This is a genomic window from Pseudomonas sp. BF-R-26, assembly GCF_019947395.1.
Lineage (GTDB): Bacteria > Pseudomonadota > Gammaproteobacteria > Pseudomonadales > Pseudomonadaceae > Aquipseudomonas > Aquipseudomonas farris.
In genome coordinates this window covers 183,389-198,851 of sequence record NZ_JAGYGK010000013.1, presented here as the reverse complement: position 1 = coordinate 198,851, position 15,463 = coordinate 183,389, and the positions used below count along the sequence as shown (strand labels likewise).

At 60.2% G+C, this 15,463-nt stretch carries 17 protein-coding genes; 10 read left to right on the top strand and 7 right to left on the bottom strand.

Going from position 1 to position 15,463, the window contains the following annotated elements; genetic code table 11:
• Nucleotides 1-68 precede the first annotated feature (68 nt).
• Nucleotides 69-740: a TetR/AcrR family transcriptional regulator gene (locus KGB18_RS20720; protein ID WP_008007386.1), complete on the top strand. Its 672-nt coding sequence runs from the start codon at nt 69-71 to the stop codon at nt 738-740.
• A 56-nt stretch (nt 741-796) separates the two neighbouring features.
• A complete protein-coding gene (locus tag KGB18_RS20715; RefSeq protein ID WP_223570395.1) occupies nt 797-1,651 on the top strand; it encodes a sulfurtransferase in 855 nt (284 codons plus the stop codon).
• Nucleotides 1,652-1,852: 201 nt separating this feature from the next.
• Here KGB18_RS20715 and KGB18_RS20710 read toward each other — a convergent pair whose 3' ends face one another.
• The 5 genes from KGB18_RS20710 to KGB18_RS20690 form a co-directional block, all read right to left on the bottom strand.
• On the bottom strand, nt 1,853-2,683 hold the full coding sequence (locus KGB18_RS20710) for an AraC family transcriptional regulator (RefSeq protein WP_201061725.1): 831 nt from the start codon (nt 2,681-2,683) through the stop codon (nt 1,853-1,855).
• A 3-nt stretch (nt 2,684-2,686) separates the two neighbouring features.
• Nucleotides 2,687-3,697, bottom strand: a complete 1,011-nt coding sequence (locus KGB18_RS20705; protein ID WP_052964977.1) for a hydrolase — start codon at nt 3,695-3,697, stop codon at nt 2,687-2,689.
• A 73-nt stretch (nt 3,698-3,770) separates the two neighbouring features.
• Nucleotides 3,771-4,388 carry a 16S rRNA (guanine(966)-N(2))-methyltransferase RsmD gene (gene rsmD / locus KGB18_RS20700; RefSeq protein ID WP_201061727.1) on the bottom strand — a complete coding sequence of 206 codons (618 nt, stop codon included), beginning with the start codon at nt 4,386-4,388 and terminating at the stop codon, nt 3,771-3,773.
• Nucleotides 4,388-5,878, bottom strand: coding sequence for a M16 family metallopeptidase (locus tag KGB18_RS20695; RefSeq protein WP_123719702.1), 1,491 nt, complete (start codon nt 5,876-5,878; stop codon nt 4,388-4,390). The genes rsmD and KGB18_RS20695 overlap by 1 nt, the downstream gene beginning before the upstream one ends.
• Nucleotides 5,871-7,226 (bottom strand): M16 family metallopeptidase, encoded by a 1,356-nt coding sequence (locus KGB18_RS20690; protein ID WP_123719701.1) that lies wholly within the window; start codon nt 7,224-7,226, stop codon nt 5,871-5,873. Before KGB18_RS20690 ends, KGB18_RS20695 begins: the two co-directional genes overlap by 8 nt.
• 344 nt (nt 7,227-7,570) lie before the next feature.
• Between KGB18_RS20690 and ftsY the strand changes: the two genes are divergently transcribed.
• The 4 genes from ftsY to rpoH all read left to right on the top strand — a co-directional run bounded on the left by ftsY (nt 7,571) and on the right by rpoH (nt 11,758).
• Nucleotides 7,571-9,103, top strand: coding sequence for a signal recognition particle-docking protein FtsY (gene ftsY, locus KGB18_RS20685; protein WP_223570394.1), 1,533 nt, complete (start codon nt 7,571-7,573; stop codon nt 9,101-9,103).
• Complete coding sequence (gene ftsE / locus KGB18_RS20680; protein WP_007897888.1) at nt 9,100-9,771, top strand: cell division ATP-binding protein FtsE; 672 nt, start codon at nt 9,100-9,102, stop codon at nt 9,769-9,771. The genes ftsY and ftsE overlap by 4 nt, the downstream gene beginning before the upstream one ends.
• The gene (gene ftsX / locus KGB18_RS20675) at nt 9,768-10,790 is read left to right on the top strand and encodes a permease-like cell division protein FtsX (protein WP_052964982.1); all 1,023 of its coding nucleotides are present in this window, start codon (nt 9,768-9,770) and stop codon (nt 10,788-10,790) included. The genes ftsE and ftsX overlap by 4 nt, the downstream gene beginning before the upstream one ends.
• Nucleotides 10,791-10,903: 113 nt before the next feature.
• A complete protein-coding gene (gene rpoH, locus KGB18_RS20670) occupies nt 10,904-11,758 on the top strand; it encodes an RNA polymerase sigma factor RpoH (RefSeq protein ID WP_007897890.1) in 855 nt (284 codons plus the stop codon).
• A gap of 205 nt (nt 11,759-11,963) precedes the next feature.
• Here the strand turns inward: rpoH and mtgA are convergent, their stop codons facing one another.
• Nucleotides 11,964-12,686 (bottom strand): monofunctional biosynthetic peptidoglycan transglycosylase, encoded by a 723-nt coding sequence (mtgA, locus tag KGB18_RS20665; protein WP_123719699.1) that lies wholly within the window; start codon nt 12,684-12,686, stop codon nt 11,964-11,966.
• 74 nt (nt 12,687-12,760) lie between these two features.
• Between mtgA and KGB18_RS20660 the strand changes: the two genes are divergently transcribed.
• From KGB18_RS20660 to trmB, 4 genes are all read left to right on the top strand, one after another.
• Entirely contained in the window at nt 12,761-13,132 is a 372-nt protein-coding gene (locus tag KGB18_RS20660; RefSeq protein WP_223570393.1) for a DUF423 domain-containing protein, read from the top strand.
• Between the two features lie 90 nt (nt 13,133-13,222).
• A complete protein-coding gene (thiS, locus tag KGB18_RS20655) occupies nt 13,223-13,423 on the top strand; it encodes a sulfur carrier protein ThiS (RefSeq protein WP_008026157.1) in 201 nt (66 codons plus the stop codon).
• 60 nt (nt 13,424-13,483) lie between these two features.
• Complete coding sequence (locus KGB18_RS20650) at nt 13,484-14,278, top strand: thiazole synthase (RefSeq protein ID WP_007897902.1); 795 nt, start codon at nt 13,484-13,486, stop codon at nt 14,276-14,278.
• Nucleotides 14,279-14,287: 9 nt separating this feature from the next.
• On the top strand, nt 14,288-15,013 hold the full coding sequence (gene trmB, locus KGB18_RS20645; RefSeq protein WP_223570392.1) for a tRNA (guanosine(46)-N7)-methyltransferase TrmB: 726 nt from the start codon (nt 14,288-14,290) through the stop codon (nt 15,011-15,013).
• A 117-nt stretch (nt 15,014-15,130) separates the two neighbouring features.
• Here trmB and KGB18_RS20640 read toward each other — a convergent pair whose 3' ends face one another.
• A complete protein-coding gene (locus KGB18_RS20640) occupies nt 15,131-15,454 on the bottom strand; it encodes a DUF3392 domain-containing protein (RefSeq protein WP_007897907.1) in 324 nt (107 codons plus the stop codon).
• Between the last annotated feature and the right edge of the window lie 9 nt (nt 15,455-15,463).

Here is a 15,463-nt window from a genome sequence, read left to right as displayed (position 1 = left end):
TTTGTTTTATCCATGCGTGGATAGGTCGTAAGATGCCCCTCATCGCACTCTGAATTAAAGCTCAAGCCATGGCCCCTCGGATCAAAACCAGCGAGCGCATCGTGCAGAACAGCCTGGAGCTGTTCAATCAACAGGGCGAGCGCAGTATCAGCACCAACCACATTGCTGCCCATATGGAGATTTCCCCGGGCAACCTGTACTACCACTTCCCCAACAAGCAGGCGATCATCGCCGTGTTGTTCAGTGAGTACGAAAACCTGGTGGACAGCTTCCTGCGCCCGCCCCAAGGGCGCGCCGCGACGGTCGAAGACAAGCGCTTCTACCTCAAGGAATTGCTCTCCGCCATGTGGCGCTACCGCTTCCTGCATCGCGACCTAGAGCATTTGCTCGACAGCGATCCCGAGCTGGCCGCCCGCTACCGGCGCTTTTCCCAGCGCTGCCTGATCCAGGGCACACACATCTACGCGGGCTTCGTCGAGGCCGGCATTCTGTGCATGGATAAGGTTCAGATCGAATCCCTGACCCTCAATGCCTGGATCATCCTCACATCGTGGGTGCGTTTTCTGTGCACCACGCGGGAAAACTCCAACCATCTGAGCGAACAGGCGATCAAACGGGGCGTGTATCAGGTGTTGGTGCTGGAGGCCGGATTCGTCACGGATCAAGCTCACGATGCGGTGAATGCACTGTTCGAAGAGTTTTACGTGCCGCTGGCCCAGGCGCTGGAAGAAGTGGGATAAAGAAGTGGAATAAAGAGTGCAGTAGGATTCCAGACAAAAAATCACAGGAGCCCGTTATGCCCATTGCGCAACTGATCAGCCCGCAAGCGTTGGACCTGAAAAAGGAGACGCCGGGGCTGGTGATTCTGGATTGTCGTTTTGCCCTCGAAGACCCTGATTACGGGCAGCGCAGCTACGCCGAAGGGCATATTGCCGGATCGAGCTTTGCCGATCTGGAGCGTGATTTGAGCGGTGCAGTGGTCAAGGGGGTTACCGGGCGTCATCCATTGCCTGAACCCGCCGACTTGATCGAGCGCTTGCAAACCTGGGGCATCAACACCGACAGCGAAGTGGTTTTGTACGATGACGGTCCCGGCGCCTACGCGGCGCGAGCCTGGTGGCTGCTGGCGTGGCTGGGCAAGCGCGATGGCGTGTTCATTCTCGATGGTGGGCTGAAAGCCTGGCACGCTGCTGGATTGCCCCTGAGTCTTGATGCGCCGTCGGTTACCCGTGGGACCTTCACCGGGACGCCGGATGCTTCGTTGGTGCTCAGCGCTGAACAACTCCAGCAACGTCTCGGCCAGCCCGCGCTGACCTTGCTCGACGCCCGCGGCTTGCCGCGCTTCAAGGGCGAAGTGGAGCCGATCGATCCGATTGCCGGGCACATCCCCGGCGCACAATGTGCAGCGTTCACCGATAACCTGGGCAGCGACGGACGGTTCCTGCCGGCCGAACAGCTCAAGCAGCGGTTTGCCGCGAAGCTCGGTGATCGTTCACCGACAGAGTTGGTCGCGTATTGCGGTTCCGGTGTGACCGCCTGCCACAACCTGTTCGCCCTGTGCCTGGCGGGTTATCCGTTGGGGGCGTTGTATGCCGGGTCGTGGAGCGAGTGGATCAACGATCCTGCGCGAGGCGTCGCCAAGGGCGAATAAACGCCAAACCAATGTGGGAGCGAGCCTTTGTGGCGAGGGGGCTTGCCCCCGTTCGGCTGCGAAGCAGTCGCAAATCGGACGACGAGGTCTAACTGAAGCACCGCATCCGCTGGCTTCGGGAGCGCTTCGCACTCCAACGGGGGCAAGCCCCCTCGCCACAAAGGCTCGCTCCCGCATGGTTAATAAGGTGTTCTTGAGATTTCACAGCTGCCGCGCGCTGCGATACGCCCCCGGTCCTACGCCGTAAACCTGTTTGAATTGCCGACTCAGATGACTCTGGTCGGCAAAACCCAGTTGCGTCGCGACTTCCAGCGGCAGGCAGCCGCGCTGTAACAGCGCCCGTGCCCGGGCGATACGCTGCTGCATCAACCAGGTGTGTGGCGGCATGCCGGTGGCTCTGCGGAACACTCGGGCGAAGTGGAAGGGCGACAGGTTCACCGTCGCCGCCAGTTCTTCCAGCGAGGGCGGCGCCGCCAAGCGTGATTGCAACAGTTCCTTGGCCAAGGTCACCGCCCGGTGTTCCTTGCCAGGTTTGTTGGCGATCGGAACAGCTGCGTGACGTTGCAACAGCGACAGCATCATTTCCCGCCAGGCCGTTTGCTGCTGCAGGGCCGTGGACGGACTCTCCAGCAAACAATGCAGTTGGCAGAACCCCTTCACCAGATCCGGATCGCGATACAACGTGGCGCCAAACGCCGGCAAGGTATCGGTCGGCAGTTCGAGCTCGTCCAGCAGTGAAAGAATCTGCCCGCTGTCGGGATAAAACGCCCGGTACAACCAACCATCTTCCGTACCTTTGTGGCCGGTGTGCAGTTCATCCGGGTTGATCAGCACCAGTGTGCCGCTGCCCGCCAGATGCTCGGCGCCTCGATAGCGATAACGCTGGGCGCCGGCCATGATCATGCCGATCACATAGCCGTCATGCACATGGGGGGCGAAGCGGTGTTCGATGTAGCGTGCGGACAACAACTCGACCCCAGCCAACGGAGCCGTTTGCCAGAAGTGGATCGACTCGCCCTGATCCGGACCCATGCTCTACTTGCGCCCTGTGGTGGCGAGCCATTGGGGAATGCGCCGTTCCAGGTAGTAACCCGGTTGCCGGAAGGAGCCCTCGACGAAGCCGACATGCCCACCCTTGGCCTGCAACTCGAATTGCGTGCAGGCAGACAATTCATCGGCTTGCGGCAGGCTATGAGGAAAGACAAATGGGTCGTCGGCCGCCTGGATAATCAGGGTCGGTGTGCGAATCTCTCCAAGGAAATAACGACTCGAAGCGCGGCGATAATAATCCGCGGCATCGGCGAAACCATTCAGCGGCGCGGTGACCCGGCCATCGAAATCCCAGAAGGTGCGCATATTCTCCAGCGAGCCCAGCGCCGCCAATGCCGCCAAGCCATCCTGATGCCCTTCATGCTGGAACCTGCGCTGCTTGTTCTTGATGTAAGCGACCATCTCCCGCATGAAATGCGCTTGATAGAATTTGGAAAAACCCTGGCTGATACGATCGGCGCACTGATCGAGGCGAAATGGAACCGACACCGCCACCGCGCCGAGTACGCCGCTGTTGCTACCGGTTTCGCCCAGGTGTTTGAGCAACACGTTGCCACCCATGGAATAACCGACCGCATACAGCGGTGCGAGAGGGCGCTGGGTCCGCAGGTGTTTGATGGTTTCGGCCAGGTCTTCACTGGCCCCGGAATGGTAACTGCGCGGCAACAGATTGGGTTCGCCGGAACAGCCTCGCCAGTTCAGCGCGACACTGGCCCAACCCTGGGCGCCCAGCGCCTTCTGTACGCCGGCCACGTAAGGCGAATTCGATGAGCCAGTCAGGCCGTGCAGCACCAGCACCAGCGGCACATTTGCGCTGTGGGGGCCATGCCAGTCCAGATCAAGGAAGTCACCGTCTTCGAGCCATAAGCGTTCGCGCTCGCGGTCCAGGTGTGTGGTTTTGCGCCATAGCGGTCCCCACAAGGTTTGTAAGTGCGGATTGCCCAGGCCGTAGGCGGGGTTGAAACGGGGGGTGAAATGTTCTGGCAGATGGGACACGATTGCTCTCGATGCAGCGGTGCTTACCCGCAGCGTTAACTGACTGAGCTTCGCACCGTTTTTACAGGCCGGACTAACCGGCGATCCCTGCCATACGTTGCCACAACGCGTAATACACCCGTCCGGATTTTTGCTCCCGATGCAGGCGCCAATTTTCTGGCAAACCCAATATCGACGGTGCCGTTTCGCTTTCAGTGTAGACCCACGCATCGTCACTCAGCCAATGACGCTCTTCGAGCAAAGTGCAAACGGCCGGCAACAGATTCTGATTAAACGGCGGGTCGAGAAACACCAGATCGAACGCCGTGGCCGGTTGGGTTTCCAGATAGCGCAAGGCGTCGGCAGTCTGTACCTGGCCGGTGGTGCAGCGCAGGGTGCCCAGATGTTCCTTGATGCTGGATACCGCAATGTTGCTGGCATCCAGTGCCTGGCCCATTGCTGCGCCACGGGACAAAGCCTCGAGAAACAACGCGCCGCTACCGGCAAATGGGTCGAATACCTTGGCCCCTGCGACATAAGGCGCGAGCCAGTTGAACAGGGTTTCACGGACTCGGTCCGGCGTTGGACGCAAGCCTGGCGCATCGGGGAAGCTCAGCTTTCGGCTGCCCCATTCACCGCCGATGATGCGCAGTTGATTCACGCCGTTGTGCACGTTGTGAACAGGTTTTTTTGGACGCGATGGGCGGGCCATTAATGCTCCGGAACCCCGAGCGGTTGCTCGGCAGGTTTATCAGTTGGGGCCGGTAACGGCTTTTGCGGCACGGTCGGGCCAGCGCTGACGATGACCAGTTTGTCCGTGCTCAGGTGTTTGTTCAATGCGGCTTTGACTTGCTCGACGGTCAGGCTCTGGGACTGCTGCATGAAGTCTTCCAGATAGCTCAGCGGCAAGTTGTAAAAACCCATGGCGCCGAGTTGCCCGACGATATCGGCGTTGCTGGCGGTGGACAGCGGGAAGCTGCCGGCCAGTTCACGCTTGGCATCGTCGAGTTCTTTCTCGGTGGGGCCGGTTTTAAGGTAGTCGGCGAGCACGTCCTGCACCAGTTTCAGCGTGCCTTCGCTCATCTCGGCGCGGGTTTGCAGGTTGATCATGAACGGGCCGCGAGCCTGCATCGGGCTGAAACCCGAATATACGCCATAAGCCAGGCCGCGCTTCTCACGCACTTCGCTCATCAACCGGGTGCCGAAGCCACCGCCGCCAAGGATCTGATTGCCCAGCGACAATGCTGCGTAATCCGGATCGTCACGGTCGATGCCCAGTTGCGCGATCATCAGGTTGGTTTGCTTGGACGGAAACTCGATGTGACCGATGCTGGACTTGGGGTCGGTCGGTTGTTCGATTTTCGCCAGGGCCGGCCCTTTGGGTAGATCGGCGGACACTTGTGCGGCAACCGCCTCGGCCTCGGCGCGCGACAGATCGCCCACCAGCGCAATCACCACGTTACCGGCGGCGTAGGCTTTCTGATGGAAGGCCCGCAACTGCGCCAGGGTGATCGGTGGAATGCTTTTCGCCGTACCGTCGCTGGAGTGCGCGTACGGGTGATCGCCATACAAGCGGTTCATCAGCTCCAGGCTGGCGAGTTTGCCGGGGTTCTGTTTCTGGTATTCGAAGCCGGCCAGCATCTGGTTCTTGATGCGGGCAAACGAGTCGGCGGGGAAGGTCGGTTTGCCAACGACTTCAGCGAACAGCTTCAAGGCAGGCTCGCGTTTGTCCGCGGCACTGAGACTGCGCAGCGAGGCAATCGCCATGTCTTTATAGGCGCCGTTACCGAAATCGGCCCCCAGGCCTTCGAAGCCCTGGGCGATAGCGCCGACGTCTTTGCCAGCCACACCTTCGTTGAGCATGGCGTTGGTCAACAGTGCCAGGCCGGATGCATCGCCGTCCTGGCTGCTGCCAGCGGCGAAGATCAGGCGCATATCGAACATCGGCAGCTCACGGGCTTCGACGAACATCACCTTGGCGCCTTCGGCGGTGTTCCAGGTCTGCACGTTCAGTGAGCGATGGCTTGGGGCCTTGCCGTCGAGTTCTGCCAGCGATTGCAGTTTCTGGCTCGCCTTGGCTTTGTCGAGGGCTTCGCTGGCGTTGGTTTCGTCAGACTTGGAGAAATAGAAGGCGGCAGACCCGAGCAATGCAATGACGACTAGGCCGATCAGGGCCAGGCGCGGTTTTTTACGCTCACTCATGAGTCGTCTCCTCTGGCAGTACATGGGCGACGCTGAGACGTGCGCGGGTGAAATACAGCTTGGCGGCCTTCTGGATGTCTTGCGGGGTCACGCTTTCCAGGTCGGCGAGTTCGGTGTCCATCAGTTTCCAGGACAGCCCGACGGTTTCCAGTTGGCCGATGGCGGTAGCCTGGCTGGTGATCGAGTCACGCTCGTAGACCAGGCCGGCAATGACCTGCGCTCGCACCCGCTCCAGCTCTTCGGTGGATGGCGCGGTGGTTTTCAGCTGTTCGAGCAGTTTCCACAGGCCGGCTTCCGCCTGGGCCATGGTTTTCTTCTTCTGGGTGTTCGGCGTGGCCGACAAAGTGAACAGGCTATCGCCACGGGTGTAGGCGTCGTAGCTCGACGAGCCGCCGGACACCAGCTCTTCGCCGCGTTCCAGTTGCGTCGGGATCCGGCCGCTGTAGCCGCCGTCGAGCAGTGCGGAGATCAGGCGCAGAGCGTTTACCGAGCGCTTGTCTTCAGCGGTAGCGACGCTCGGCACGTTGAAGGCCAGCATCAGGCTCGGCAATTGGGTCTGCACATGCAGGGTGATCTTCCGTTCGCCGGGCTCGGCCAGTTCCAGCGGGATTTTCGCGGGTGGCACGTCGCGCTTGGCGATCGGGCCGAAGTAACGCTGGGCCAGGGTTTTGACTTCGTCCGGGGTCACATCACCGACCACCACCAGGGTGGCGTTGTTCGGCACATACCAGGATTGATACCAGTGGCGCAGTTCTTCGACCTTCATTCGGTCGAGGTCCGCCATCCAGCCGATGGTCGGCGTGTGATAACCGCTAGCAGGGTAGGCCATGGCCATGAAGCGCTCGTAGGCTTTGGACATCGGCTTGTCGTCGGTGCGCAGGCGACGCTCTTCCTTGATTACCTCGATCTCGCGGGTGAACTCGTCGGCCGGCAGGCGCAGGTTGGCCATGCGGTCGGCTTCCAGCTCGAAGGCCACGCCCAGACGGTCACGGGCCAGCACCTGGTAATACGCGGTGAAGTCGTCGCTGGTGAAGGCGTTCTCTTCGGCGCCGAGGTCGCGCAGGATCAGCGACGCTTCGCCGGGACCGACTTTCTCGCTGCCCTTGAACATCATGTGTTCCAGCGCATGGGACAGCCCGGTCTGGCCCGGGGTCTCATAGCTTGAGCCGACCTTGTACCAGATCTGGGAAACGACGACCGGCGCACGATGGTCTTCGCGCACGACGACCTTCAGGCCGTTGTCGAGGGTGAATTCGTGGGTGGGTTGTGGATCGGCAGCCAGGGCCGAGAGGGGCAGACAAACTGTGCTGAACAGCAGGCCTGCAGCGCGGCGGGCTAGAGCATTCATTCGTTTTTAAACCTGTTGGGCTGCCCGCTTGGTCTTAGCCTAGGCGGGCGAGGAGGTGCTAGGATACTGATCCGTTTTACTGGCGGCCACGCCTATCAGGCCTTTGATCGGTCAATAGGTTGTTTGGGTTTGCGGCTTGGGCTTTGAGTTTGTCAGCTAAACTCTGCGTTTTCGCCGACGATGCTGTTCCAGTCCTTCGTATTAATCAACCTTTGAGGTGCCGTTGGTACCTCGACAAAATGTTGCGCGTGAACAAGCTGGATGAATCGCAGTCTGTTCTGCATCGAATTATTTATTGCCGAGGCGCCCTTTGGCGCGTCGCTACTGTGAGATAGCCGTCCTCCATGTTTGGTTCCAACGACGACAAGAAGACCCCAGCTGCGGCTGGCGAGAAGAAAAGCCTGTTCGGATGGCTGCGCAAAAAGCCGCAGGAACCCGTTGTCGAACAGCCACAACCACTTCCTGAGCCAACACCGGCGCCGGTCATGGAAGAAGTGCCCGCGCCAATTGCCCTGCCGATCGCCGAGCCGGTGCTGCAATCCGCGGCCGAGCCTGAGCCTGAGCCTGAAACCGTAGTCGTGGCCCCGTTGCCGCTGACGCCTGCCGCCGAGCCGTGGCTGAGGTTGCCGGTGGCGGAAGAACCGGTGGCATTGGTCGAAGATGAGCAAGCAGCTCACATCACGCCGCCGATTCCGGCCCCGACTGCGTTTGCTCCCGAGCCGGTTCAGGCGCCAGTGGTTGAGCCGGTCGTTGAACCTGTGTTCGTGGCTGAGCCTGCGCCGGTTGCTCCAGAGCCTGAAGTGCCGGTATTTGTTGCTCCTGCTCCGGTTGCTCCGGTTGTTCAAGCGCCAGAGCCTGCACCTGCACCGGTCATCGCCCCTGTCGTCGCCACGCCCGTTGCTCCCGTTGAAACTCCGGTCGAGCCTGTGCGTACCGAAGAGTCCAAAGCCGGTTTCTTCGCCCGCCTCAAGCAAGGCTTGTCCAAGACCAGCGCCAGCATTGGCGAAGGCATGGCCAGCCTGTTCCTCGGCAAGAAAATCATCGACGACGAGTTGCTTGAAGACATCGAAACCCGTCTGCTGACCGCCGATGTCGGCGTCGAAGCGACGTCGGTGATCATTCAGCGCCTGACCCAGAAAGTCGCCCGCAAAGAACTGGCCGATGCCGATGCGCTGTACAAATCCCTGCAAGCCGAGCTGGCAGCGATGCTCAAGCCTGTCGAACAGCCGCTGAAAATCACCTCACAGAACAAGCCATTCGTGATTCTGGTGGTGGGCGTCAACGGCGCCGGCAAGACCACCACCATCGGCAAACTGGCGAAGAAGCTGCAACTGGAAGGCAAGAAAGTCATGCTCGCCGCCGGTGACACCTTCCGCGCCGCCGCGGTCGAGCAATTGCAGGTCTGGGGTGAGCGCAACAAGATTCCGGTGATCGCCCAGCACACCGGCGCCGACTCGGCTTCGGTCATCTTCGATGCCGTGCAGGCCGCCAAGGCTCGTGGCATTGACGTGCTGATCGCCGACACCGCCGGTCGTTTGCACACCAAAGACAACCTGATGGAAGAACTGAAAAAAGTTCGCCGGGTGATCGGCAAGCTCGACGCCGATGCGCCGCACGAGGTGCTGTTGGTGCTCGACGCCGGTACTGGCCAGAACGCCATCAACCAGGCCAAGCAATTCAACCAGACCGTCGAACTGACCGGCCTGGCGCTGACCAAACTCGACGGCACCGCCAAGGGCGGGGTGATTTTCGCCCTGGCCAAGCAGTTTGGCTTGCCGATTCGCTATATCGGCGTCGGCGAAGGCATCGACGATTTGCGTACTTTTGAAGCAGAACCCTTTGTCCAGGCATTGTTTGCCGAGCGGGAGCGTTCATGATTCGTTTCGAACAGGTCGGTAAACGCTACCCGAATGGTCACGTCGGCTTGCATGAGCTGAGCTTTCGGGTCCGTCGGGGCGAGTTCTTGTTTGTTACCGGCCATTCCGGCGCCGGTAAAAGCACCTTGTTGCGGCTTTTGCTGGCCATGGAGCGTCCGACCACCGGCAAATTGCTGTTGGCAGGGCAAGACCTGAGCACCATCAGCAATGCGCAGATTCCATTCCTGCGCCGTCAAATCGGCGTGGTGTTCCAGAATCACCAACTGCTGTTCGATCGCACGGTGTTCAACAACGTCGCATTGCCGCTGCAGATCCTTGGCCTGTCCAAGGCCGAAGTCGCCAAGCGCGTGGACTCGGCCCTGGAGCGCGTGGCGCTCTCGGACAAAACCGATCTCTACCCCGGCGACTTGTCCACCGGCCAGCAACAACGCGTCGGCATCGCCCGCGCCATCGTTCACCGTCCGGCCTTGCTGCTGGCGGACGAACCGACCGGTAACCTCGACCCGCGTCTGGCGGCAGAAATCATGGGCGTGTTCGAAGACATCAACCGTCTGGGCACCAGCGTGCTGATCGCCAGTCACGACCTGGCACTGATTGCCCGCATGCGTCATCGCATGCTCACCCTGCAGCGTGGCCGATTGATCGGCGACGGGGAGGCTGGCGTATGAGTGCAACACGTAGCCCCAAGGTTTCCGAGCGCGTAGCCCCGAAACCCGCCGATCCGCAGCCGCAGAAGAAAAAGCGCGACGATGACGATGGCCCGGATTTCTCTACGCTGTTCCGCGCCTGGGTCGAAAGCCATCGTGCCAGTCTGCTGGACAGCTTGCGCCGCTTGGGTAAACACCCGATAGGCAGCTTTTTCACCTGCATGGTGATGGCAGTTGCCCTCAGCTTGCCGATGGGCCTGTCACTTTTGCTAAGTAACGTCGAGCGTCTTGGCGGTTCCTGGCAGCGTGCGGCGCAGATTTCCCTGTACCTGCAACTCGATGCCAGCCCTGAGCAGGGCGAGTCGTTGCGTGAGCAGATCAAGGGTATGCCGGGTGTGGCCGAGGCCGAGTACGTGGGTCGTGATCAGGCGCTGGAAGAGTTCCAGCAGCAGTCCGGACTGGGCGAGGCGCTCAAGGAACTCCCGGAAAACCCGCTGCCGGGCGTGGTCCTGGTGACCCCGAACGAGGTCGACAAGCCCGCGCTTGAAGCATTGAGACAAAAACTTTCCGAATTGCCGAAGGTACAACAGGCGCAACTTGATCTAGTCTGGGTCGAGCGTCTGGCAGCCATCCTCAAGCTGGGAGACCGATTTGTCTTCGGTCTGACCGTGCTTTTGGTTTCTGCATTACTTTTGGTGATAGGCAATACCATTCGTCTTCATATTGAAAACCGCCGCACAGAGATAGAAGTGATTAAACTCGTCGGCGGCACTGACAGCTATGTGCGCAGGCCCTTTCTGTATATGGGCGCGCTTTATGGCTTTGGTGCGGGGATTTTTGCCTGGGGTGTATTGGCGTTCGGCCTGAATTGGCTGAACGACGCAGTGGTTGGACTGGCCGGTTTGTACGGCAGTGATTTTGCGCTGGCCGGAGTGCCAGTTGCCGACGGTCTATCGCTCTTGCTTGGCGCGGTGCTGTTGGGGTATATCGGTGCATGGATTGCAGTCGCACGCCACCTGCGGGAGCTTGCGCCAAAGTAATATCATTTTGCTCGTATTGACCTTTCAGCGTTTATGGGAACTTGTCTTTTGGTTTCCGGTCAATTTTCGCAGTGCTGAACTGCACGAGTTATGTAAGTCGGAGGTTTTTTCGTATGACCAATTCTTTGCAGCCTGCATATGCTCTGGTCCCGGGTGCGAACCTGGAGGCCTATGTGCACACGGTGAACAGCATTCCATTGCTGACACCGGAGCAGGAGCGTGAACTGGCCGAGAGTCTCTATTATGAGCAGGATTTGGGGGCGGCTCGGCAGATGGTGCTCGCCCACCTGCGTTTTGTCGTACACATTGCCCGTAGCTATTCCGGCTACGGCCTGGCCCAGGCTGACCTGATCCAGGAAGGCAACGTCGGCCTGATGAAAGCGGTCAAGCGTTTCAACCCGGAAATGGGTGTACGCCTGGTGTCCTTTGCGGTGCACTGGATCAAGGCAGAAATCCACGAGTTCATCCTGCGCAACTGGCGGATCGTGAAAGTCGCGACCACCAAGGCTCAGCGCAAGCTGTTCTTCAACCTGCGCAGCCAGAAGAAACGTCTGGCCTGGCTGAACAACGAGGAAGTCCATCGCGTGGCGGAAAGCCTCGGCGTAGAGCCGCGGGAAGTGCGCGAGATGGAAAGTCGCCTGACCGGCCATGACATGGCTTTCGACCCGGCTGCGGAAGCGGACGACGACAGTGCATTCCAGTCGCCGGCCAACTATCTGGAAGACCACCGGTACGATCCGGCCCGTCAACTGGAAGATGCTGACTGGAGCGACAACTCGAACCACAACCTGCACGAAGCGCTTGAAGTGCTGGACGACCGTAGCCGCGACATCCTCTACCAGCGCTGGCTGGCAGAAGAAAAAGCCACGCTGCACGACCTGGCGCAGAAGTACAACGTGTCGGCCGAGCGTATTCGTCAGCTCGAGAAGAGCGCGATGAACAAGCTCAAGTTGTCGATCGCCGCATAATCTGCGCACCGGCAATAAAAAACGCCCCGATCATTGATCGGGGCGTTTTTGTTGGTGCCCATTTTCCAGCCTCACCTAGGTCCCTGTGGGAGCGGGCTTGCCCGCGATAGCGGTGTGTCTGTGACTGTTGTGTTGACTGACACAACGCCTTCGCGGGCAAGCCCGCTCCCACAGGGATCTTCAGTGTTCAGAAAGTAGTGTTCAATTATTGAGACCAAGGTGCTCGGCGCGAATCGTTGAGGCCGAGCAGATAGCTGTCCCCACCCAACTGACTCATCTGCTGGCGAATCCACCCGGCCCGTCTTGCAACGTAAGAGGTTGGATGGCTAGCACTCCACACCCGCGGGTTCGGCAGTACCGCAGCCAGCAGACTCGCCTGCTGTCGGGATATCGAGCGAGCGCCCACACCGAAGTGATGCCGAGCCGCCGCTTCAGCGCCAAACACCCCTTCATCCCACTCAACGCTGTTGAGGTACACCTCAAGAATCCGCTGCTTGGGCCAGAACACCTCGATCAGCCCGGTAAACCAGACCTCCAGGCCTTTGCGCAGCCAACTGCGGCCAGACCACAGAAACAGGTTCTTCGACACTTGCTGGCTCAGGGTGCTGGCGCCGCGAATCGAGCCGCCGCGCTCGTTATGCGCAAACGCTGCCTGAATCGCGCCGATATCGAAGCCCCAATGCTCGGGAAACTTCTGATCTTCACCGGCAATCACCGCGACTTTCAGGTCGTCAGAGATTTCATCCCAGGGTTTCCAGGTGCGTTGCACGTCGATGGGTTCGCCGTCGAACCAGGATTCGACCTTGCGCTCGACCATCAGCGCCGTTCCCGGTGGCGGCACCACCCGAAACAGCAACACCAGCAATATGCTGCCGCCCGCGAACCAGAGCAGGGCCTTCGTGAAACGACGGAAAATTAAACGCAGCATAGAGATGGCTTGGCCGAACCCGTTGAGCCGGCCATTATACAGACCCTGTTGATCGAGTCTGACTGGAGTTCTTCATGTTGCGTGGCTTCCTGATGCTGGCTGCTTTTTTCGGCTTCACCGGTGTTGCCTTGGGCGCATTCGCCGCTCATGGCCTGAAAAACCGTCTGAGCGCCGAGTACCTGGCGATTTTCCATACGGGCGTCACCTATCAGCTGGTGCATACCTTGGCGCTGCTGGGCGTGGCGCTGCTCGCCACGCAAATGCCCGGTCGACTGATTACTTGGGCCGGCGCATCATTTGCTATTGGCATTCTGTTGTTTTCCGGCAGCCTATACCTGCTGACGATAACGGGCATCAGCAAGCTCGGGATCGTTACGCCCTTCGGTGGCTTGGCGTTCCTGGTCGGCTGGGTTTGCCTGGGGCTTGCCGCCTGGCGGTTGAGCTGACCACGCGGTCCATTTCGTGACGAATGGCTTGGGTCGGCCTGACTGATCGGGCTAGAATGCCAGCCCCTAAAAATGATGGCGGCATTCGGTATGCGCATTCAATTGAACGGCGAATCCCTTGAACTGCCCGACGGTGAAACCGTTGCGGCCCTGCTGACCCGTCTGGAACTGACCGGGCGCCGGGTGGCGGTCGAGCTCAATCTGGATATCGTCCCGCGCAGCCAGCATGCCGACACCACGCTGAACGACGGCGATTCCGTCGAAGTGGTACACGCCATAGGCGGCGGCTAGTCGTCCGGCCCTAATGGGCACAGAATTCTGCAAGAACCTCACCCCTACAGAGGATTTCCCATGAGCATCGTTCGTAGCGACAAGCCCTTCGTCCTGGCCGGTCGTACTTACCAGTCGCGTTTGCTGGTAGGCACCGGCAAGTACCGCGACATGGAAGAAACCCGCCTGGCCATCGAAGCCTCGGGTGCCGAGATCGTCACCTTCGCCGTGCGCCGCACCAACCTCGGCCAGAACCCGGGCGAACCGAACCTGCTCGAAGTCCTGTCGCCGGATCGCTACACCTTCCTGCCTAACACCGCCGGCTGCTTCGACGCTACCGAGGCTGTGCGCACCTGCCGCCTGGCCCGTGAGCTGCTCGGCGGCCACAACCTGGTGAAGCTGGAAGTGCTGGCGGATCAGAAAACCCTGTTCCCCAACGTGATCGAAACCCTCAAGGCCGCCGAAGTGCTGGTCAAGGAAGGCTTCGACGTGATGGTGTACACCAGCGATGACCCGATCATTGCCCGTCAACTGGCGGAAATCGGCTGCATCGCGGTCATGCCGCTGGCCGGTCTGATTGGTACAGGCTTGGGGATCTGCAACCCGTACAACCTGCAGATCATCCTCGAAGAAGCCAAGATCCCGGTGTTGGTGGATGCCGGTGTCGGTACCGCCTCCGACGCTACCATCGCCATGGAACTGGGTTGCGAAGCGGTGCTGATGAACTCGGCCATCGCCCATGCCCAGCAGCCGATCATGATGGCTGAAGCCATGAAACACGCCATCGTTGCAGGTCGCTTGGCCTACCTCGCCGGCCGCATGCCGAAAAAACTCTATGCCAGCGCCTCCTCGCCGCTGGATGGTCTGATCAAGTAAGAGCCATTGATGACTGAATCAAACGACACGCCTATCCAGACGGAAGAAGGCGAAGAGCGCCAACACCGCCGCATCAAGAGTTTCGTGATGCGTGCCGGGCGCATGACCGAAGGCCAGCAACGTGGTCTGGACCAGGGCACGCCACTGTTCGTACTGCCGCTGGCCGATGCGCCGGTGGACTTTGACCAGGTATTCGGTCGCTCGGCACCGCGCTCGCTGGAAATCGGTTTCGGCATGGGCCACTCGCTGCTGGAAATGGCCGCGGCCTCGCCGGAGCAGGATTTCATTGGCGTTGAGGTTCACCGTCCGGGTGTCGGTGCGCTGCTCAATGGCGTGCTGACTCAGGGCCTGACCAACCTGCGCGTCTACGATTGCGATGCGATCGAAGTGCTCAACCGTTGCATCGCCGACAACAGCCTCGATCGCCTGATGCTGTTTTTCCCGGACCCGTGGCACAAGAGCCGTCACCACAAGCGCCGTATCGTGCAGGCGTCATTCGCCGAGCTGGTGCGTAGCAAGTTGAAGGTCGGCGGTGTGTTGCACATGGCCACCGACTGGGAACCGTACGCCGAGTACATGCTGGAAGTGATGAACGTCGCGCCGGGCTATCGCAACCTCGCCGAAGACGGCAAATGCGTCCCGCGCCCGACCGAACGCCCGATCACCAAGTTCGAACGCCGCGGTGAACGTCTTGGGCATGGCGTGTGGGATCTGAAGTTCGAAAAACTGGCGTAAAACCTGTGGGAGCGGGCTTGCCCGCGATGGCGGTTTGACAGTCAACAAAGATGTTGAATGTTATGGCCTCATCGCGGGCAAGCCCGCTCCCACAGTTTGTTGTGGTGCGATCGAGGGTCAGCGGCGGTCTGCTACGACGCCAATCAACACCAGCACCACCAGCAGCACCGGCGCCAGGCTGTAGTTGTTGAACTGGCTCAGGCCTTTGATGATCCATGGCGTTGCATAGATCAGTGCCACGCCACTGCCGACCATGCACAGCAGGGCCATCAGCGGGACGCGCAAGGCGCCGGCGATGCTGCCCAGGCGTTGGTCGACCCAGCCTTTGATGTCGGCGCCAAACAGCACCAGCAGGCAGCCCACCAGCGCCAGAGAGATTTCCGACAGGTTGCTACGGCTCCAGCGGGACACGGTGGCGAGCAGGTCGAGTACCAGATCCATTCGGTTTCC